This is a genomic window from Phyllobacterium bourgognense (assembly GCF_003337575.1).
Taxonomy (GTDB): Bacteria; Pseudomonadota; Alphaproteobacteria; order Rhizobiales; family Rhizobiaceae; genus Phyllobacterium; species Phyllobacterium bourgognense.
Genome location: NZ_QPJM01000003.1, coordinates 338032 through 358444, shown reverse-complemented (window position 1 = coordinate 358444; position 20413 = coordinate 338032). Strand labels below are relative to the sequence as shown.

21 protein-coding genes and 2 pseudogenes are annotated in these 20413 nt (G+C 56.6%); 8 read left to right on the top strand and 15 right to left on the bottom strand.

Annotated elements, in window-relative coordinates; all coding sequences use genetic code 11:
- Positions 1 to 6: 6 nt before the first annotated feature.
- From C7476_RS08155 to C7476_RS08135, 5 genes are read right to left on the bottom strand one after another with little or no spacing between them, the layout of a single operon-like run.
- A complete protein-coding gene (locus tag C7476_RS08155) occupies positions 7 to 840 on the bottom strand; it encodes a carbohydrate ABC transporter permease (RefSeq protein ID WP_114429364.1) in 834 nt (277 codons plus the stop codon).
- Positions 837 to 1760, bottom strand: coding sequence for a carbohydrate ABC transporter permease (locus C7476_RS08150; protein ID WP_114429363.1), 924 nt, complete (start codon positions 1758 to 1760; stop codon positions 837 to 839). Before C7476_RS08150 ends, C7476_RS08155 begins: the two co-directional genes overlap by 4 nt.
- 51 nt (positions 1761 to 1811) lie before the next feature.
- On the bottom strand, positions 1812 to 3014 hold the full coding sequence (locus C7476_RS08145; RefSeq protein ID WP_181872381.1) for an ABC transporter substrate-binding protein: 1203 nt from the start codon (positions 3012 to 3014) through the stop codon (positions 1812 to 1814).
- A 27-nt stretch (positions 3015 to 3041) separates the two neighbouring features.
- A complete protein-coding gene (locus C7476_RS08140) occupies positions 3042 to 4022 on the bottom strand; it encodes an alpha/beta hydrolase (protein ID WP_114429362.1) in 981 nt (326 codons plus the stop codon).
- Complete coding sequence (locus C7476_RS08135; RefSeq protein ID WP_245426218.1) at positions 4019 to 4714, bottom strand: GntR family transcriptional regulator; 696 nt, start codon at positions 4712 to 4714, stop codon at positions 4019 to 4021. The genes C7476_RS08140 and C7476_RS08135 overlap by 4 nt, the downstream gene beginning before the upstream one ends.
- Positions 4715 to 4814: 100 nt before the next feature.
- On the opposite strand from C7476_RS08135, the gene C7476_RS08130 reads away from it, so the two are divergent.
- The 6 genes and pseudogenes from C7476_RS08130 to C7476_RS29365 all read left to right on the top strand — a co-directional run.
- The gene (locus tag C7476_RS08130; protein WP_114429361.1) at positions 4815 to 5897 is read left to right on the top strand and encodes an ABC transporter ATP-binding protein; all 1083 of its coding nucleotides are present in this window, start codon (positions 4815 to 4817) and stop codon (positions 5895 to 5897) included.
- A 124-nt stretch (positions 5898 to 6021) separates the two neighbouring features.
- Positions 6022 to 6417 (top strand): hypothetical protein, encoded by a 396-nt coding sequence (locus tag C7476_RS08125; RefSeq protein WP_114429360.1) that lies wholly within the window; start codon positions 6022 to 6024, stop codon positions 6415 to 6417.
- A 622-nt stretch (positions 6418 to 7039) separates the two neighbouring features.
- Positions 7040 to 7270, top strand: coding sequence for a hypothetical protein (locus C7476_RS08120; protein WP_114429359.1), 231 nt, complete (start codon positions 7040 to 7042; stop codon positions 7268 to 7270).
- A 187-nt stretch (positions 7271 to 7457) separates the two neighbouring features.
- Positions 7458 to 8231, top strand: coding sequence for an NAD kinase (locus tag C7476_RS08115; protein ID WP_114429483.1), 774 nt, complete (start codon positions 7458 to 7460; stop codon positions 8229 to 8231).
- Between the two features lie 205 nt (positions 8232 to 8436).
- Positions 8437 to 9627 (top strand): annotated as a pseudogene (locus C7476_RS08110) (DEAD/DEAH box helicase); the annotation flags it as partial.
- A gap of 168 nt (positions 9628 to 9795) precedes the next feature.
- Positions 9796 to 9948 (top strand): annotated as a pseudogene (locus C7476_RS29365) (DEAD/DEAH box helicase); the annotation flags it as partial.
- 23 nt (positions 9949 to 9971) lie between these two features.
- On the opposite strand, the gene C7476_RS08105 reads toward C7476_RS29365, so the two are convergent.
- The gene (locus C7476_RS08105) at positions 9972 to 10292 is read right to left on the bottom strand and encodes a TfoX/Sxy family protein (protein ID WP_114429357.1); all 321 of its coding nucleotides are present in this window, start codon (positions 10290 to 10292) and stop codon (positions 9972 to 9974) included.
- A 10-nt stretch (positions 10293 to 10302) separates the two neighbouring features.
- Complete coding sequence (gene sufA, locus C7476_RS08100) at positions 10303 to 10677, bottom strand: Fe-S cluster assembly scaffold SufA (RefSeq protein WP_114429356.1); 375 nt, start codon at positions 10675 to 10677, stop codon at positions 10303 to 10305.
- Positions 10678 to 10805: 128 nt separating this feature from the next.
- Between sufA and C7476_RS08095 the strand changes: the two genes are divergently transcribed.
- The gene (locus tag C7476_RS08095; protein ID WP_114429355.1) at positions 10806 to 11378 is read left to right on the top strand and encodes a hypothetical protein; all 573 of its coding nucleotides are present in this window, start codon (positions 10806 to 10808) and stop codon (positions 11376 to 11378) included.
- Between the two features lie 70 nt (positions 11379 to 11448).
- Here the strand turns inward: C7476_RS08095 and C7476_RS08090 are convergent, their stop codons facing one another.
- From C7476_RS08090 to C7476_RS08060, 7 genes are all read right to left on the bottom strand, one after another.
- The gene (locus C7476_RS08090) at positions 11449 to 11865 is read right to left on the bottom strand and encodes an SUF system Fe-S cluster assembly protein (RefSeq protein WP_114429481.1); all 417 of its coding nucleotides are present in this window, start codon (positions 11863 to 11865) and stop codon (positions 11449 to 11451) included.
- Positions 11866 to 11870: 5 nt separating this feature from the next.
- Positions 11871 to 13112 (bottom strand): cysteine desulfurase, encoded by a 1242-nt coding sequence (locus C7476_RS08085; RefSeq protein ID WP_114429354.1) that lies wholly within the window; start codon positions 13110 to 13112, stop codon positions 11871 to 11873.
- Positions 13113 to 13144: 32 nt separating this feature from the next.
- Positions 13145 to 14416 (bottom strand): Fe-S cluster assembly protein SufD, encoded by a 1272-nt coding sequence (sufD, locus tag C7476_RS08080; RefSeq protein ID WP_114429353.1) that lies wholly within the window; start codon positions 14414 to 14416, stop codon positions 13145 to 13147.
- A gap of 11 nt (positions 14417 to 14427) precedes the next feature.
- A complete protein-coding gene (sufC, locus tag C7476_RS08075) occupies positions 14428 to 15183 on the bottom strand; it encodes a Fe-S cluster assembly ATPase SufC (protein ID WP_114429352.1) in 756 nt (251 codons plus the stop codon).
- Positions 15184 to 15272: 89 nt separating this feature from the next.
- On the bottom strand, positions 15273 to 15479 hold the full coding sequence (locus C7476_RS08070) for a hypothetical protein (RefSeq protein ID WP_112530945.1): 207 nt from the start codon (positions 15477 to 15479) through the stop codon (positions 15273 to 15275).
- The gene (sufB, locus tag C7476_RS08065) at positions 15479 to 17008 is read right to left on the bottom strand and encodes a Fe-S cluster assembly protein SufB (protein WP_112530944.1); all 1530 of its coding nucleotides are present in this window, start codon (positions 17006 to 17008) and stop codon (positions 15479 to 15481) included. Before sufB ends, C7476_RS08070 begins: the two co-directional genes overlap by 1 nt.
- Positions 17009 to 17176: 168 nt before the next feature.
- Positions 17177 to 18352 (bottom strand): cysteine desulfurase family protein, encoded by a 1176-nt coding sequence (locus C7476_RS08060; protein ID WP_114429351.1) that lies wholly within the window; start codon positions 18350 to 18352, stop codon positions 17177 to 17179.
- Between the two features lie 195 nt (positions 18353 to 18547).
- On the opposite strand from C7476_RS08060, the gene C7476_RS08055 reads away from it, so the two are divergent.
- Positions 18548 to 19222 carry an alpha/beta hydrolase gene (locus C7476_RS08055; protein ID WP_114429350.1) on the top strand — a complete coding sequence of 225 codons (675 nt, stop codon included), beginning with the start codon at positions 18548 to 18550 and terminating at the stop codon, positions 19220 to 19222.
- Here C7476_RS08055 and C7476_RS08050 read toward each other — a convergent pair.
- Positions 19219 to 20349, bottom strand: a complete 1131-nt coding sequence (locus C7476_RS08050; RefSeq protein WP_114429349.1) for an anhydro-N-acetylmuramic acid kinase — start codon at positions 20347 to 20349, stop codon at positions 19219 to 19221. The genes C7476_RS08055 and C7476_RS08050 overlap by 4 nt on opposite strands.
- Between the last annotated feature and the right edge of the window lie 64 nt (positions 20350 to 20413).

Here is a 20413-nt window from a genome sequence, read left to right as displayed (position 1 = left end):
TAAGAGTCATCCCTTCACTGCGCCTTGGGTGAGGCCGCCGATAAGCCGGCGTTGAACGAGAAGGAAAAGCAGAGTGGCGGGAAGCGCACCGACGACACCGCCGGCGGCGAGCAGCCCCCATTCGATCTGGTATTCACCTATCAGCGTCTGGATGGCGACGGTAACGGGGCGAACATTGCGGCCGCCAAGCGTCAGGGCGTAGAGATATTCGTTCCACGCGGTAATGAAGATGTAGATGCCTGTCGAAATGATGCCCGGCATCGCGAGCGGCAGAACGACGCGACGCAACGCCTGCAGCCGGGAACAGCCATCGATCATGGCCGCTTCGTCGAGACTGCGGGGAATAGCGCCGATGTAACTCCGGAGCATCCAGACCGCAAATGGAATGGCGACAGTTGAGTTGGCGAGGATCAGCGCAAGGTGCGTATCGAGAAGGCCGATCTTCCGCATGAGGATAAAGAGCGGCAAGATCAGGAGCACGATCGGAAACATGTTGACCAGCAGAAACTGCAGCATGACCAGCTTGCGGCCGGGGAAGCGGAAACGCGACAGCGCGTAGGCCGCAGTGACTGAAACTGCAAGGCCGAGAACGACAGTACCAGCAGCAATAATCAGACTGTCCAGCATATTGCCGAGAAACGAGGTCTGTTCCAATAGGCGGATATAATTGTCCATGCTCCACCCCGCCGGCGACAGGGATACGCCGGACGCAGATAATTGCGCGGTCGGAGTCAGGGACGTCAGGATCATCCAGACGAATGGCCCCATGGCGAGCATTATGATGAAGACGACAGGAATATCCGTCGTGAGAATCCGGCGGAGCGTCGAGGGTTTGTTCATCGTTCCACCTCACGCATGGTCCGGACGATATAGACCGCCACGATGGCACCAAGAAGGATCGTGAACGTAACGGCAATGGCGGTGCCATAGCCGAAATCGAGATTTTGCCGGGCCTTGATAAACGCATAGAGCGGCAGTGTATGCGTGGCATAACCCGGGCCGCCACCTGTCATGACGAAGATGACATCCATGGAATTTGCGACCCAGATAATACGCAGCAGGCCCGCCGTCGCCAGCACGGGTGCGATTCCCGGAAGTGTAATATGGACGAACTGCCGCCACGTGCTGGCCCCGTCGATAGAGGCGGCTTCATACTGGCTTTGAGGTATCCCCTGCAAACCGGCAAGGATCATCACCGCGAAGAACGGAAAGCCCTGCCAAGTCAAGGTTGCAATCACCGCATAGAGCGCAAGATGCGGATCGGCAAGCCAGGGCACGGTTGAATGAATGATTGACAGGTAAAGCAGGATGTCGTTGAGCACCCCGGTGGTTGGATCATAAATCCAGCGCCACATCAGCGCGATGACAACGCTCGGCAAGGCCCAAGGTATTATGACGAGAGCACGCGCCAGACCGCGCCATGGGAACTCGCGATTGAGCAGGAGCGCCGCGACCAGGCCAAGACCCATCTGCAAGGGCACCGTCAAGCCGATCCATATGGCCGTGTGGCCGAGCGAAGTCCAGAATACCGGGTCGTGCAAGAGCTTGATGTAGTTGCCGAAGCCCACGAACCGGCTGGCATTGGGCTTCCACAGGACCAGGTCGTAGAAGCTGGTGACGACCGCCTGAACCATCGGGAAGAACACGATGAACAATGTCACGAGCACTGCCGGCGCCAGCAGGGCGTACGGCATCAGCCGGCTGCGAAGCGGGCGGACCTGCGTGAGATCGTGCGGTGCTGATGGTGCAAGCGTTGACATTTACAATCTACTTTCGGCGGACGTCGACCAGTAATGGGAAACCCCTCCGCACTACTGCGCGAAAAGGCTTTCAAGCTGTTGCATCATCTGTTGCGAGGTGATCTGGCCGGTGAGCGCCTGCTGCATCGACGTCTGCCACGCGGTATTGACGAACTCCGCTGTCGCGGTGCTTTGCGGCAGCACGTGAGCAAACGGCAGAGACTGGACCGTGGCGTCAACGAAGCGGCGTTCATGCAGGGTCCAATGCTCGGAACCGCTCTTGGTTACAGTCATCTGGCCCGTCGCCTTGTTGAAAGCTACGTTGTTTTCACCCTCGGCGAGAAAGGATATCCACTTCCAGGCAGCGTCCTTCACCTGTGACGATGAGAAAATCGCCAGGGATTCATCGCCATAGGAGGTCCATTGCTTGCCGCCGCATTTGGGGGCGGGAACAGCGGAAACCTTATCCCCCAACGCTTTGACCAAATCATTGGATGAGCCAATATGATGAATGGTCATGGCCGTCTTGCCAGCCTTGAACGCTGCGACAATTTCCTGGAAGCCGTCATTAGGAGCCGATGGCGGGATAACCTTGTCTTTCTGGAACAGATCAATCACCCACTGATTGGCCGCGACAGCTTCAGGGTTGGTAAGGCCGCCCGGCTTGAGTTCCGCGCCTTGCGAAAAGACAAATGTTCCCCACTGGTCCCAGCCGCCCTTGCCACCGCGCAGGCCAAAACCATAGGTGTCGGGCGCTTTGGTCAATTTCTGTGCCGCCGTGCGGAAGTCTTCGCATGTCACCGGTGGATTGAGGCCCGCCGCCTTGAAGAGATCGGCGCGGTAATAAAGATACAGAACGACGTACTGGATCGGCAGGTAATACTGCTGGCCATCCGGCCCCTTGTTCAATTCCAGCAGATTATCGAGAAGATCGGCTTTGCCCGGCCACGCGTTGATACGGTCGCCAATCGGCTCCAGCGCGCCCATTTCAGCCAGTCGCGGCTGCGCAAAAAGCTTGACCATCCCGGCGTCCGGCGCATTGCCACCAACCAGGGAGGTATACAGATTGTCGTAGTAACTGTTCCACGGAACATTTTCCGCTTCAATTTTGATATCAGGATTTTTCGCCTCGAACTTCGCCACGAGATCCGACATCGGATTTTCCGGATTGTCGAAATGATACCAGAACCGCACCGTTTCGGCCGCATTGGCGGCGCTCACCGCCAGGCCGGCCATGAATGCGCAACTGATACCCAGTTTCTTGAGAATGCTCATTGTTTCCTCCACCTTTGTTATGGGTCGTCAACTGCCGCGGATCATTCCTCGAGCAGCCTCCCCGGCCGCCACAAGCGCCTCCCGCGCAGCAGCCAGTTCATTCGTGTTTTGCAGAAATCCATGCGTTACCCCCGGCACAACAGCGAGAGGATCGTTGCGGCCAACAGCCTTCAGCCGATCAGCGAATAGAAGCGTGTCGGACAATAGGGGATCGATGCCCGCGGCCAGCAGATAGAGCGGCGGCAATGCGCGCAGTACAAGGTCATCGGCATGTAGCGGTGCCACCAGCGGATTGCGGCGGGCATCCTCATCCGGGCAATACCAGTTCCAGTATCGTTGCATCTTGCCGCGCGTCAGACCGGGGCCCTCGGCAAACTGGCCATATGACTCCGTGGTGAAGTCGGCACCAAACGCGCCGTAGAACAGAAGCATGCCTGACGGCAGTGAACGTCCAGCTCTCTCTTCATGCATGACGGCTGCAAGCGCGAGATTGGCCCCCGCCGAATCTCCAGCGATGATAAGCGGTCCCGTGGATACGCCTGCTTCTGCAGTCGCCGCGAATGCGGCACGCAGGCAGGCGACAACGTCGTGCAGGCCCGCTGGAAATGGATGTTCCGGGGCAAGCCGATAATCGGGAACGAGTACGGGCAACCTGATCTCGTTGGCGAGAACCCGGGCACAACGCTCATGCGTTTCAGGACTGCAGAACGCGAACCCTCCGCCATGAACGAACAGGACAGCGCCGGCACCCGCATCATGCGGCACAAGCACGCGCATGCGGCAATCCTGGGAACCAAGATCTGTGTTGGCGGCGACGATGATGTCTCGCGTCCGAGCAAGCGCCGGCAGGTTTACATTGTTGCGCTGGTTTGAACGTTCGGATTGGGCCCTGCCCTCTTCCGGTGGCAGCAATGTGGGATCAGGTAGCGGGCCCAACTCCTCTTCGACGCGCAGCAACAACGCGCGCATTTCCGCTGAAAGTTCATTGGAAAAACCAGCGCCGTTCATTGATCAGCGTCCGGAAACACAGTCGGCCCGAAGTCGACGATCGTCGCGATATGATGATGCAAGGCTTGCGTTGCAGCGACCACATCGCCCTGCTCTATGGCTTCAATTATGACGCGGTGCCGTAGTGCTGTCGCCATCAGATCGCGGGAACCGATACTTCTTGAGATCTTGAAGCGATGGTTGTGAACGAGGCACCGGTGCAGGATCGGATCGAGCGCCGGCAGGTCGGCATCGCGAAAAATCCGCCGATGGAAATCCCGGTCGAGCGCCGCCAGCTGGAGCTCGTCGCCGCTGTTTGCAGACTCTGCCATATCGTCGGCAAGTTCCTGAAGATCGGAAACGAGAGTCCGGCTCTTGTGGCGCAGCGCGCGAACGATGCCATTACATTCGATCTGCTGGCGCACGCGGAACATTTCAACGGCTTCATCGACTGTGCAGGCAGACACCTGGGTGCCCCGGTGCCCCTGGCGTCGCACCAATCCTTCTTCCTGCAACTGCAGCAGGGCCTCGCGAATGGTACCCTGACTGCACTGAAACCGCGCCGCCAGATCAAGCTCCGTCAACGGCTCGCCGGCGCGCAACTCTCCCAGCATTATATCCCGCTTCAATTGATCGAACGCCACGGCCGCTTTTGCTGGAAGCGGACTATAGGATGGGCGATTTGATCTGCGAGTGATGGAGTCGTCGGGCACTGCAAGCTCTCCTCTTGGTTGCAGATGACGCTAATTATCATTATTGATATTGATATCGATAATGAAAGTCAATAACGTATCAAGCGGAGGAACAATCGAAATGACAGCGATCAGTCTGAAGCAGATCCGAAAACTCTACGGGACAGTTCCCGTGATCCACGGGGTGAATATCGATGTCGCGAGCGGCGAGTTTCTCGTTCTTGTTGGTCCGTCCGGTTGCGGGAAATCCACCCTGCTCCGAATGATCGCCGGGCTGGAGGAAATCAGCGCGGGTGAATTGAGGATTGGCGACAAGGTCGTCAATGCCCTGCCGCCCTCCGATCGCGACATTGCCATGGTCTTCCAGGATTATGCGCTCTACCCCCATATGAGCGTTGAAGAAAACATGGCGTTTGGCCTGAAAATGCGCGGCGAGACCACCAATGAAATAGACACGCGCGTGACAGGCGCAGCCGATATCCTCAAGCTTCAGGATTATCTTGAGCGTCGACCGGCACAACTTTCGGGCGGCCAGCGCCAGCGTGTTGCGATGGGCCGCGCCATCGTTCGCCGACCGAAGGCATTCCTTTTCGACGAACCGCTGTCGAATCTCGATGCCGCACTTCGCGTCGAGATGCGCCTTGAAATTGCCAAGCTGCACCGCCGCATGCAGGCGACGACCGTCTACGTCACGCACGATCAAGTGGAAGCTATGACGCTCGCTGATCGGATTGTCGTTATGAACGCGGGTAACGTCGAACAGATCGGGCATCCGCTTGACCTCTACCGCAAGCCGGCAAGTCTCTTCGTGGCTCGTTTCATCGGCAGTCCGACCATGAATACCTTGCAGGTGAATGTCGTTGAATCCACCCCGAACAATTTCGTTCTGCAATTGCCGGCAGGCAAGGTCGCTATGCGTACTGGGGACGGCCCGGCCGTGGCAGCAAAGACGGTTACCTTCGGTATCCGTCCAGAAGACCTCACCGTCTGCGACGCCACCGAGAGGTGGTTCAGCGGCGAATTGGCGGTGGTCGAACGGCTTGGCAGCCAGACCTTCGGTTATCTCGATGCCGGAACCGAGAAACTTGTCACCATCGAATTCCCAAGGTCAGCTGAAATCCGGGTCGGCGAGCGGCTGTCGGTAAAGGGTGATATTGCCAACGCTCACCTCTTCGACACCGATAGTGGCCAGCGGATCAATTGAAATACGCTATGTTGCCGACCGCACTTTCTGGTCCGTATCATCGCCCTCAAGCGGTAAGGTTGTCGCCGGCCGGTCCATGTTGCTATGATGTTTCGGACCAGCCGATTGGCTATTGGAGGTTGCCATGACACCCGCAAGCAGCAAGACCGACAGCGAAGCTTACGAGCTGGCTAGCACGACAGCCGATGCACAGCGCGCCAAGCTTCCCGACTGGCAGCGCAATCAAATCAGCGATGCTGATATGCAAACTGGAGAAACATGGTTTGTCTGGGGTTTTTACGGCGCGATGACCGATGACATCGAGCGGCGGAAGCGGCTTCTGGCTGCTTACGTGAACACCAAGTTTGTCGACAGGAAAAATAGCCAGCAGGTCTTCGACGAAATCTCCAAAGCAACGCAAGAAGGAAACCGTCTGTTCGATGCGATAGCGGCAGCGGGCGGTCAGGCGTACCGGGAAGGCGGTGATGGCCATCTGGCGAACATCGCGACAATCTTTCTGAACGTGAGCAGGAACCACTAGCCACGCGCTGCAGACGAGACCCGCCATATGGTGCTTCTGCAAAAATCGGGAGGAAAAAGACGTAACGTTTGCGCCTCTTCTCCTCCCAGCTAGGCTGACCGTTAAATCGGGGTGCAATCGAGGTCGAAAGGTCGGTCAGTCCGCCGAGAATACACCCGTTGCGGGTCGCCGTATGTGTAGCCCTAAGGCTATCCACCGAAAGGCGTATTTCCGCCTCCTGGACGGCCTTCTCAGAGGAAAAAGGGAGGAGAGAGACAAACGCATGGCGGGGGGATGCTGTGCGTTCGTAGATCTCTATCTCCTCCCAGTCCGGCCGATCAGTGGCCCGACTTGCGAGTCCTCCCGATCGACCGGAGGAATAATACAATGCTGCATTGAGAACGTATGTGTGACAAAGCAACTCCCTATCTCAAGTTGCATTAATCCTAATGCTGCAACTTGCCGGACGGTCGCCATAAGCCGTTTGGACGAAAGTGATACTGCGCGCGCACAAAAAATCTCCGACACTTGCAAAAATATAGTGGTTATCCGCCTCCCCTACCCACTATGGGTTGATTTCGGACGGCCGAATCAGGTCAAATCCTGAAATGACGCGACAACTGCGGCTGGAAGGATTGAAGAAATGACCATGAGCTTCGAGGAGTTTCAAGGTTCGCGTGACTATAGTGACGATCTCCATGCGAAAGGTTTGTGTGAAGGCGAGGGCTTTGTCTACGCCGATGGACTTTGTTGCATCGAGAAGAGTGGTGCGGTGTACTTGCTGCACAGCGATGGCCGGACACTGGTGAATACGGATCTCGAGGAACTTGAGCGGGAGCTGTATCAGCGATTTTATCTGGCTGCAGCGGCTTAGCCACGCTTTCGCAGCATGTTAACGATTCATCCATTGGCGGCGATCACCTGCCGCCTCATTGGCTTGTAACAGCATCCTTCGATGTCGTCCTGTAGCGCTGCCGTCTCCAGAATACTTCATGGTCTTTTTGCCAGATTGCTTCCGGCGTGTTAGGCACGTTGCCAATCGTTCGGATAAGCAGGCAGCCATGAACCGGAAAATCGAAACATTTGCTTTTCTTTCCTCCGGTACGCCGGATTCCGATGAGGCGCTACACGATCTCACAAAGATTTATGGGCAGGCCGAGGCCAAGGATGCCGATGTCATCATTGCACTTGGCGGCGATGGCTTCATGCTGCAGACACTGCAGAACTACATGAACCAGGGCAAAATGATCTATGGGATGAACCGTGGGTCGGTCGGCTTCCTGATGAACGAGTTCAGCGACACCGCGTTGAAGGAACGAGTAGAAGCCGCGCAGTCGGAGACAATCCGGCCATTGAAGATGGTAACGGAGTCCGCCGAAGACGGTACGTTCACGGCATTTGCGTTGAATGAAGTCTCATTGTTGCGACAGTCATACCAGGCTGCCAAGATCAGGATCAGCGTTGATGACAAGGTGCGGCTGGAAGAACTGATCTGCGACGGCGTCATGGTCGCAACGCCTGCCGGCTCGACCGCATATAATCTTTCAGCGCAAGGACCGATCCTGCCACTCGATGCACGGCTCCTTGCCCTCACCCCGGTTTCCGCTTTTCGTCCAAGGCGCTGGCGCGGTGCATTGCTGCCGAACAAAGTGACAGTGCGGTTCGATATCCTCGAGCCCGAGAAACGACCGGTAAATGCCGTCGCCGATCATATGGAAGTAAAATCCGTTCTATCGGTCACAGTTGAAGAAGCATCTCAACTCAGGGCGACCATTCTGTTTGACAAGAACCATTCCTGGAACGAACGAATTCTCAAGGAACAGTTCCTTTATTGACAACATCAGAATAAAATGATGCACAATTGTAACGAACTCTTAAATCTGAGCTGATCCAAGAGTTGACTTTTGCTGGCATGCGCCGTAACGCCATTGTCAGCAAACGCTGTGCAAATCGAGAGTGCCTGATGCTTTGATGCAGATGACGCCCTAGCCGACAACAGGCATGCGCAGCACCGACTGCAGATAGAAAGTTAAATCTCCATTGACCACCTTTGCTGACCTGGGCCTTTCGCCGAAAGTGCTCGATGCTGTAGAAGCAGCAGGATATACAATACCAACACCGATCCAGCTTGGCGCGATCCCGCATGCGCTGCAGCGCAAGGACGTTCTTGGCATCGCCCAGACCGGAACCGGCAAGACCGCCTCTTTCGTTCTACCGATGCTGACGCTGCTTGAACAGGGCCGCGCACGCGCTCGCATGCCACGCACACTCATCCTTGAACCGACGCGCGAACTCGCAGCGCAGGTTGAAGAAAACTTCGTCAAGTATGGCAAGAACCATCGCCTTAACGTTGCGCTCCTGATCGGCGGTGTTTCCTTCGACGACCAGTTGCGCAAGCTTGAACGCGGCGCTGATGTGTTGATCGCAACGCCCGGACGGCTGCTCGATCATTTCGAACGCGGCAAGCTGCTTTTGAGCGCCGTCGACATTCTCGTCATCGACGAAGCCGACCGCATGCTCGACATGGGTTTCATTCCCGATATTGAACGCATCTGCAAGTTGATCCCCTTTACGCGCCAGACGCTGTTTTTCTCGGCGACCATGCCGCCGGAAATCACCAAACTGACGGAACAATTCCTGCACTCTCCTGTTCGCATCGAAGTTGCCAAGGCAGCGACGACGGCGAAAACCGTAGAGCAGCAACTGGTCAAGTCAGGCAAGAAGGATTGGGAGAAGCGCGCTGTGCTGCGCGATCTCATCCGCGCCGAAGCCGACGGACTGAAGAACGCAATCATCTTCTGTAATCGCAAGAAGGATGTGTCCGAGCTTTTCCGCTCGCTGGTGAAGCACGAATTTGATGCCGGCGCCTTGCATGGCGATATGGATCAGCGTGCGCGTACGACAATGCTGGCGAACTTCAAGGACAACAAGTTGAAGATTCTCGTTGCGTCCGACGTCGCCGCGCGCGGGCTGGACATTCCAGATGTCAGCCACGTGTTTAACTTCGACGTGCCGATCCATTCCGAAGATTACGTCCATCGTATTGGCCGTACCGGCCGCGCGGGACGCTCCGGCAAGGCTTTTACGCTGGTGACGCAGTCAGACGTGAAATACCTCGCTTCGATCGAAAAGCTGATCGGCGAGGATATTAACTGGTACGACGGTGATCTGTCGACTCTGCCTGTTTCGACTGAGCCGGATGAAGCGCCGCGCCGTGGCCGCAATAGTCGCGACAAGAGCGCGCCAAAGCGCCGGCAACGCAATGAGGGCCGTGAACGCGAACGCCCCCAATCCGAAATCGACATCATCGCGGCGGCAGAAAAGGCCAAAGAGGTTGATGCGCAGCCCATGATCGATGATCAACCGATCATTCGTACCGCTGAGAAGCCGCAAAAAGCCGCGATCAAAGCGGAAAACGAGCAGCGTCGTGCCCGCGTTCCGCATACCGAGCCGCGCCGTGATCACCGACGCGACCGCGATGACATGGGTTCGGCACCGATTGGCTTCGGCGATGAAATCCCGGCATTCATGCTGATTGACACCAAGGTCTGAATTTTTATTGCAAGGCGCGAGCGTTATTTGGCGACACGCAGTGACGCTTCGTACGCCCGTTTTGCCCATTCGGTCATGATGTCGGGGTCATCGAAAGCCTCTGCCGGGACAGACCAATAGGGCATACCGACGGGCTTTTTGCCCTCGCGCGCATAGGTCCATTGTCGGCAGTTGGCTGCTTCAAATTCAGGCGCTGAGACCTTATCTGCTTTCAAGAGAATTTCGTCACTGACTTCGAGCGCGATAATCGTGCCCTCGAAATAGATGCCCTTGCCGCCAAACATGCGTTTGATCGTGACCGGCCCTAGTCCTGAAAACAAATCCTGAATTGCGTCATTGTCCATGACGAAAAGGTCAGGAAGCGGCTGATGCCAGCGCTTCCGGCTTGACCGGCGTCAATTCCACAGACTCTCCACAACCACAGGCTGAAGTCTGATTGGGATTGTTGAAGACGAAGCCCGTGCGCAGCTTCGTCACTTCAAAATCCATCTGCGTGCCCAGGAGGTAGAGCACAGCTTCCGGCGCGACAAAAACCTTCGAGCCGTCTTTTTCGACCACATCATCACCGGCTTTTGCTTCGGTAACGAGATCGATCATATATTCCATGCCTGCGCAGCCGCCCTTCTTGATGCCGACGCGAATGCCGAGCGCATTTTCGCGCGTCGCCACGATCTCGCTCACGCGCTGTGCGGCGGCGTCGGTCAACGTCATGACAGAAAAACGACCCATTTCTCATCTCTCTTGTTCGAGATCGGTGGAACGATCACTCGAATAACATAGTTAGTGTTACACAACCGTCACTGCAAGTGTTCAAACTGTGATCGACTGATAAACATGACTGGCAGAGGGCTGAAAGCATGAATTATCGCCATCTCGTTGTTTGCAGCGCAGCAGTGTTATCGCTGCATATCGTACCAGGGTTCGCGCAGGAAGCGAAACAGCCTGAAGCGACCACACCTGCACCTGCCGAAACGCCGGTACCGAAGGAACAGGCGGCAACCGCAACGCAGACGCCCCCGGAATATCTTGATGACCGGAGCAATCCCGAGGCCCTGATCAAGTCGTACTACAATGCCATCAACCGGCAAGAATATGCTCGCGCATACAGCTATTATGCTTCGGACAGCCCGCCACAACCATTCCCGCAATTTCAGGCGGGGTATGAAACCACCGCAACGGTCAGCGTGCTGTTCGGCAAGGCTGTCGGCGAAGGCGCAGCGGGTTCCGCCTATTGGAGCCAGCCGATGGCGATTAAATCCGAGGGCAAGGATGGCAGCGTGACGGTGTTCAACGGCTGTTATCGTCTAAGATTGGCAAACCCGGCGATCCAGGGCGTTCCCTACGTCCCGCTCTCTATATTGGACGGAACACTGCAGAAATCAGATCAACCATTCGAACAGAGTGTGCCGGAAGGCTGCGAGGCGCCTTAGAACAAAAGCTGCTTGAGGATCGCAGAAAAATGCCGTTTGCAGATCGTCAGGGCGCGAATATCAACCCACCCTAATACCAGCCCACCGCGACTTGCGCCTCTTCCGACATGCGATCAGGCGTCCAGGGTGGATCGAATGTCATGGTGACATCGACAAAGCTCACGCCTTCTACGGCGCTGACTGCATCCTGCACCCAGCCAGGCATTTCGCCGGCAACCGGGCAGCCAGGTGCCGTCAGTGTCATTTCGATCTTGACCGAGCGGTCGTCCTCGATATCGATCTTGTAGACCAGACCGAGCTCGTAGATATCGGCGGGAATTTCCGGGTCATATACGGTTTTCAAGGCACCGATGACATCATCGGTCATCCGCGCGAGCTCATCTGCCGGAATAGCCGACACAGGCGCGGTCTCGACCTCGGCCTTTGCAGAACCGGGTTCAACGACTGGTGTCTCAGCTTTTTCCAGTGTCTCGACTTTGTCAGTCATGGTCATCACCCAAAGAATTTCCGCGCCTTTTCCAGCGCATCGGCGAGAACATCGATCTCGTCTCTTGTATTATACATCGCAAACGATGCACGGCATGTGGATGTTACGCCGAAACGTTTCAATAGCGGCTGTGCGCAATGGGTACCCGCCCGCACGGCAACGCCTGCACGGTCGATCACCATTGATACGTCATGGGCATGGATGCCCTGCAGTTCGAAGGAAATAATCGCACCCTTGCCCTTTGCATCGCCAAAGATACGCAGCGAATTGATTTCGCGCAGACGTTGGTGCGCATAATCGCGCAAATCTTCTTCGTGGGCGAGAATAGCTGCGCGGCCGATCTTCTCGACATATTCGATCGCTGCGCCAAGCCCGATAGCCTGGGCGATCGGCGGGGTGCCAGCTTCAAACCGGTGTGGCGGGTGGTTGTAAGTGACGATATCCTCCGTCACCTCCTCGATCATTTCGCCGCCACCCTGGAATGGCCGCATCGCTTCGAGCATTTCCTTGCGCCCATAAAGTACGCCTATGCCCGACGGTCCGTAGATCTTGTGGCCGGTGAAAATATACCAGTCGCAACCGAGATCCTGCACATCGACCGGCAGATGGACCGCACCCTGGCTGCCATCGACCAGCACCGGAATACCGCGAGCATGGGCAATGCGGACGATCTCCTTGATCGGCGTCACTGTACCGAGCACGTTTGACATATGGGTGATCGCGACAAGCTTGGTGCGGTCGGTCAGCCGCTTTTCAAATTCCTCGATGTGGAATGCACCCTGTTCATCGACGGGCACCCAGACGAGCTTGGCCCCCTGGCGCTCACGAATGAAATGCCAAGGCACGATGTTCGAGTGGTGCTCCATGATGGAAAGCACGATCTCGTCACTTGTTCCGATATTCGGCATACCGTAGCCATAGGCGACAGTATTGATCGACTCCGTCGCGGATTTGGTGAAAACGATTTCATCAACCGACGCCGCATTCAGAAACCGGCGGACGCTTTCCCGTGCCTTTTCATAGGCATCGGTCGCAGCGTTCGACAGGAAATGTAGCCCGCGATGCACATTGGCGTATTCGTTGGAATAGGTTTGCGTGATCATATCGATCACAGCCCGCGGTTTCTGGGCCGAAGCGCCATTATCGAGATACACCAGCGGCTTGCCATAGACTTCGCGCGACAGGATCGGGAAATCCTGGCGAATTGCCTCTACGTCATAGCCGCTTTGAATGATCCTTGTATCCATGATAGCCGCGCTTTCCATATAGGTTCAGTCGATCAGACGTGTACCGCAAGCCATTTGTCGAGAATGTCTTCAAGCGCCTCGACAAGGGGTTCGTTTTCCAGCTCTTCGACGATTTCGGCAACGAATGCCTTGATCAGAAGACCTCGCGCTTCATTTTCCGGGATGCCGCGTGCACGCAGGTAGAAAAGATGATTGCCATCGATCTCTGTAACCGTTGCGCCATGGCCGCAGGCCACGTCATCCGCAAAAATCTCCAGCTCCGGCTTGGCATCGAATTCGCCGTCGTCCGAGAGAAGCAACGTGTTGCATGCCATGCGCGCGTCGGTCTTCTGGGCGATCTTGTTGACCTTGATCTGACCCTGGAACACGCCGCGCGCGCGATCAGTGACGACATTTCGGATGATCTGCACCGATGTTGTGTTTTCGACCAGATGACCGAGTGTCATGGTGACGTCCGTGTGGCTGTCGCCGCCGAGCAAATTGACGCCGCGGAGCTGGAAGTCGGAACCTTCACCCTTCACCAGCACATGCACCTCCTGACGGACGAGCTTGCCGCCGGCATTGACAACATAAACCGTCAATTTGGCATTGGAGCCAATCGTGGCGATGAACTGCGCCAGCTGCGTTGCCTCGACGCCCTGCTCGCGCAGGATGATCCAGGTGATTTCCGCATCATCAGCGACGGTTACATTGCTGACGCTGGTTGAAAAGCCTTCGCCCTCGCCGCCGGTTTGGCGCTCGATGATTGTTGCCTTGACACCCTTGCCGAACTTGACCGGAAAACGCACATGCCCCTGGCCGCGAAGCTGGGCGTTCTGCAATTCAAGCGGCGTTTCCAGTTCTACACCATCGGCAAAGGCAATCGCCCAGCCATCGGTGACATAGGCCGCATTGATCTGGCCGATCGCGTCGTCGCCGTCACGAATGGCAAGCTCGCGGATCACCGAACCATCGGACAGTTTATCACCGAACCTGGTGAATTCGACACCTTCGAGACGCGGAGAGGTCAGCGCGACGCCGTTGGAGACTGTCGCCACCGCCGATCCTGCGATAATCGCTGGCAGGGCGTTGGTTCCAGCTGTCCCGTCATAGGCGGGAACGTTGCGTAGCAGTGTTCGCAGATCAGTATAGTGCCAAGCCTCGACGCGACGCGACGGAAGGCCTTGCGTCTTCAACGCTTCAATCGCGTTGTCGCGGGCGCTGGCGATCTCGCCGTCGCCCGGCAGTTCGCCCATCCGGTCGACGAAAGCGTCGACCAGTGCCGATTCAGCAGGTGTGGGTTGGCGTCCTGTATGAACATTCATGACGTTATTCCTCAGGCTGCCTCACCGATAATATTGGCATAGCCATTCTCTTCCAGCTCGAGTGCAAGATTCTTGTCGCCCGACTTGATCACCTGCCCCTTGTAGAGAACATGGACAGTGTCCGGCACGATATAGTCGAGCAAACGCTGGTAGTGGGTGATGACGACCACTGCGCGATCGGGCGACCGCAATGCATTGACGCCATCGGCAACGATCTTGAGCGCGTCGATGTCGAGACCGGAATCGGTCTCGTCGAGAACGCAGAGCTTCGGCTCGAGCAGCTTCATCTGCAGGATTTCCGCACGTTTTTTCTCGCCGCCGGAGAAACCGACATTGAGCGGACGTTTGAGCATGGCGATGTCCATGTCGAGCGACGCAGCTGCTGTCTTTACGCGCCCGATGAATTCGGGAATTTTCAGCGGCTCTTCACCGCGTGCCTTGCGCTGCGAATTCATAGCTACCTTCAGGAATTCCATCGTCGCAACACCCGGTATCTCCATCGGATATTGGAACGCCAGGAAAATGCCCTTGGCTGCACGCTCGGACGGGTCGAGCTCCAGAATGGATTCGCCGTTGTAGAGGATATCGCCCTCGGTGACTTCGTAGTCAGCACGACCCGCGAGAATATAGGACAGAGTCGATTTCCCGGAACCGTTCGGCCCCATGATCGCAGCGACTTCACCAGCCTTGACGGTGAGATTCAGGCCGCGAATGATCTCGGTGTCCGTGTCTGCGATCTTCGCATGAAGGTTTCTGATTTCCAGCATATTACTACCTTTTGGATTCCGGGGATCAGCCTTGGCGATCCCTAACTTTCAATCTTGGTTCTGTCGGCCAATGACACGTGCCGTGCCGACTATGATGAGCTCTCGCCGCTGAGGGTCTTGAGGCGCTCGACCACAGATGCGAGTTCCTTGCGCGCTCTAATCAGTTCCGGCTCAAGAACGCTCTCGGTCGCGGTAGACGAACGCGCAATCGTATCAGTCAACTCGTCGATCACTTCGCCCAATTCTTCATAACGTCGGCGAAGCCTGTCGAGTGCGTCAGTAGTAATTGGTGCCATTATCCGACGCTCCCCTCGAGGCTGATGCCGATTAGCTTCTGCGCTTCAACGGCAAATTCCATCGGCAGTTCCTGGATGACTTCCTTGACGAAGCCATTGACGATGAGTGCAATCGCCTCTTCTTCCGGAATGCCGCGCTGCATTACATAAAACAGCGCATCTTCCGAGATCTTCGAGGTGGTCGCCTCGTGTTCGAATTGCGCGGTCGCATTTTTGGCTTCGATGTACGGCACCGTATGCGCGCCGCAATCATTACCAATCAGCAGCGAGTCGCACTGGGTGAAGTTGCGGGCGTTCTCGGCCTTGCGATGGGCTGAAACCTGACCGCGATAGGTGTTGTTCGACTTGCCCGCTGAAATACCCTTGGAGATGATGCGGCTCGATGTGTTCTTGCCGAGATGCAGCATCTTGGTACCGCTGTCGATCTGCTGGTGACCATTGGAAACGGCAATCGAGTAGAACTCGCCGCGTGAATTGTCGCCGCGCAGAATGACAGATGGGTATTTCCAGGTGATCGCGGAACCGGTCTCGACCTGCGTCCACGAGATCTTGGAATTGACGCCGCGGCAATCGCCACGCTTGGTGACGAAGTTGTAAATACCGCCCTTGCCTTCCGCATCGCCGGGGAACCAGTTCTGCACGGTGGAATATTTGATCTCTGCATCGTCAAGTGCAATAAGCTCGACAACAGCCGCATGCAGCTGGTTTTCGTCGCGCTGCGGTGCCGTGCAGCCCTCAAGGTAGGACACATACGCACCTTCTTCCGCGATGATCAGCGTCCGCTCGAACTGGCCAGTATCCCGCTCGTTGATGCGGAAATAGGTGGAAAGCTCCATCGGGCAGCGCACGCCCTTCGGCACATAGACAAACGAACCGTCAGTGAAGACAGCCGAATTCAGCGTCGCGTAGAAATTATCCGAAACCGGAACAACCGTTGCGAGATACTTCTTCACCAGATCCGGATGCTCGCGGATCGCTTCGGAGATCGAGCAGAAGATGACACCGGCTTTTGCCAGTTCGGCCTTGAATGTCGTGACCACCGAGACGCTGTCGAACACAGCATCGACCGCGACGCGGCCGGACTTGTAAACGTTGTCGCTGGCTTCCTCGTCTTCGTCGCTGGGGCTCGCCTCGCCAACCTTGCGCACACCCGCGAGGATTTCCTGCTCTTTCAGCGGAATTCCGAGCTTCTCATAGGTGCGCAGCAGTTCCGGATCGACATCGGCAAGCGACGTCGGGCCGGTCTGGTTCTTCGGACCGGCGTAATAAACCATATCCTGGAAGTCGATCTTCGGATAATTCACGCGCGCCCAAGTGGGCTCTTCCATCGTCAGCCAGCGTTCATAAGCCTTCAGACGCCATTCAAGCATCCAATCCGGCTCATTCTTCTTGGCAGAGATAAAGCGAATGATATCTGCATTAAGGCCCTTCGGCGCCTTATCCATTTCGATAAGGGTTTCAAAGCCGTATTTGTACTGGTCCACGTCAAGCGTACGGACCCGGTCAATGGTTTCCTGCACTGCAGGCATTGGCGTTCTCCATCCACGCGGGGTTCAAGGTCCCGCAGTTGCAAACGTCAAGGCAGTATGTCGTCTTGAATATCTGCCTCTATGTAGTGCGCAATCGCACGATTTAACACCGGTATTCACCGGATTTTTTTCAATTAACGGCGATAATCTGCCGATAATCGAATTTCTTTACGCGGCATCGGCCGCGGCTGGTTTCGAGCGGTCGCGTCGCGCGACCATAATCTTCAGCGCTTCCAGAAAAAGCGCGATCTCTTCGTCACTGGTATCCGGCGCCGTCGAGACCCGCAGACCGCCTGTTCCATCGCCATATCCCATCGCCGCAAGCACGTGACTTGGCCCGACTTTTCCGGATGAACAGGCGGACCCGGCGGATAGCGCGATTCCTGCGAGATCGAAAGCGATCTGTACGGTTTCCGCTTTCATATCAGCCAGCGAAAACATGGTGGTGTTCGGCAGGCGGTCAACAGCCTCACCATAGATAAAGGCGTCAGGCGCGATCGTCCGGACGCTCTGTTCGATCATTTCGCGTTTTTGTGTTGGCCAGCCACCAGAATCCAGGCGTTCCTTGGCCACGCGTGCTGCTGCACCGAATCCGGCAATAAGTGGCAATGCCTCCGTACCGCCGCGATGGCCCTTTTCCTGTCCACCGCCGCGGATAATGGGCTTCGGCATTGCCAGATCAGACACTGCCACAATCGCGCCAACGCCTTTTGGACCACCGATCTTGTGCGACGACAGGATGAGATAATCCGCAGAACTTGTTGTAATATCGAGCGGAATTCGTCCTGCAGCCTGCACCGCGTCAACAACGAACAGCCCGCCGAATTCCTTCACCAGCGCTCCAATCGTTTCGATCGGCTGCAAGACGCCAGTTTCGTTGTTGGCCGCCTGTACGGCAACAAGCGGCAGCCCTTGGCTGCGATCATGGGCAACAAGAAGCGCACGCAGTTGCTCCAGATCAGCCAGGCCGCTGTGGTCAACACCAATTACGTCAACCTGATCTGCCGGAAACTGTCCGCCGGCTAGGATGCAAGGATGCTCGCTCGCGCCGACATAAAGCCGCGACAGGCGCATCGCCGCTCGCCCCATCGTATAATGTGGCGTGAGGAGGGTTGAAGCTGCCTCGGTCGCACCCGATGTAAAGACCACATGATCAGGCTTGGAGTTGACCAGCGCGGCGACATCGCGGCGCGCAGCTTCAAGAATTGCCTTGGTCGCACGGCCTTCCAGATGAACGGATGACGGATTGCCGGTCTGCATCAGCGCATTGACCACAGCATCGCGTGCCGCCGGGATAAGCGGTGCACTTGCATTGTAGTCTAGATAGGCGCGATTGCGGGCCATGCTTCTCCTGATTCCTGTTCTTTTGGCAAAAAGCGCAATTTTCTTGAAATTCGGCCTCGTACCAGCCTATTAAGCCGGTTCGAGATAAGTTCTACACCAGTTTTGAACGGTTCTAAACTGGTTTTATGGTCGCTGTTGATTGCCGTCAAGCCCGGCTGGTCAAGAAGCGCCCAATTGGCGAAGACTGGAGTATATATGCCTGAAGTAATTTTCAATGGACCAGCGGGACGTCTTGAGGGCCGATATCAGCCTTCGACGGAAAAAAATGCCCCGATCGCGATTGTCCTGCATCCGCATCCGCAGTTTGGCGGGACCATGAACAACAAGATCGTCTACGATCTGTTTTACATGTTCCAGCAGCGCGGGTTCACGACGTTGCGTTTCAACTTCCGTGGCATCGGCCGCAGTCAGGGTGAGTTTGACCATGGTTCGGGCGAATTGTCGGACGCCGCCGGCGCACTTGATTGGGTGCAGTCGCTGCATCCGGATTCCAAGACCTGCTGGGTCGCCGGTTATTCCTTCGGCGCCTGGATCGGCATGCAACTCTTGATGCGCCGCCCGGAAATCGAAGGATTTATCTCGGTCGCGCCGCAGCCAAACACCTATGATTTCTCGTTCCTGGCGCCTTGCCCTTCTTCCGGGCTGATCCTTCATGGCGATCAGGACAAGGTTGCACCGCCCAAGGATGTCCAGGGCCTGGTTGATAAGTTGAAGACACAGAAGGGTATCACCATCACGCAGAAGACGATGGTCGGTGCCAACCACTTCTTCTCGGGCATGACCGATGAGGTCATCGTAGAATGCTCCGATTATCTCGATCGCCGTCTGAATGGCGAATTGGTCGAGGCCAAGCCGAAGCGCCTGCGCTAGGCAGGTTTAACGAGCACGCCCCCGGACACGGGGGCGCTGCAACCGGTTGTCGTTGGCCAGGTCAACGGCAGCCCGTCCAGCGACCGCACGGCGAGATAGGCCCAGGCTTCGGCTTCCATCGAATCGCCGTTGAATCCCAGATCCTCAGCAACGATAACCTTTGCCCCGGCAATTGCTGCGCCTTGCGTGAGATCGGTCATGATCGTCGCATTCTTGCGGCCGCCACCACAAATCACCCAGAGCGATGGTGTTTCTGGCGAATAGGCGCTGGCCTTGAGGATTGCTTCGGCCGTCACTTTGGCCAAGGTCCGCGCCCCGTCTGAAAGTTCCATATCGCCCAAGTCGGCGAGCGTGAAATCATTGCGATCAAGTGATTTCGGAGGAGCGAGATCGAAAAACGGTTTCGCCAGATAGCGTGTGACCGCATGGCCTACCACCAGCCCTTCGCTGGCAATAGAACCGCCCGCATCGTAAGCGATGCCGGCCTTTTCGGAGACCCACTGGTCGATCAGCGTGTTACCCGGTCCTGTATCGAAGGCAACCGGGTCAGAATTGCCGGAAGTAATGGTCACGTTAGATATGCCGCCGATGTTGACGAAGACGACAGGCTTCCCTTGGCTCAGTTCGGGCGGCACCCGCGCTGCCAGCGCCTGATGATAGGCAGGCACCAATGGTGCGCCCTGCCCGCCATGCACCATGTCATTGGCCCGCATGTCATAAACGACCGGGATCCCTGTCCGGTCAGCCAGCATTTTCCCATCGCCGAGCTGTACTGTCAGCGCCTGAAGCGGTCTGTGGAGGACTGTCTGACCATGAAAACCGATCAGGTCGACATCGGCTTTACTCAGGCCATGGCTCGAAAGAAAAACCGAGACCGCATCGCCGTGACGTTTTGTCAGCTCCGCTTCCATCACGCCAAGTTCACCTGGTCTCTCGTTTCTCGACGCGATGGATTTCGCATCGTTGAGACTGGCTTCGATCCGGCGCTGAAACGCCCGCTCATAAGGCATGAAGTCTGATGGACCGCGCCGCACTTCGCTTCTACCATCCGTTTCGAGGAGCGCGATGTCGATTCCGTCCATGGACGTTCCGCTCATCAGGCCGATCGCGCGTCGTATCGCTGCCAAGACACTGCCTTTCTTGTGATTCGATAGAGAATGATGTTAAACGGCTGCGTCCTCCAAGGCACAT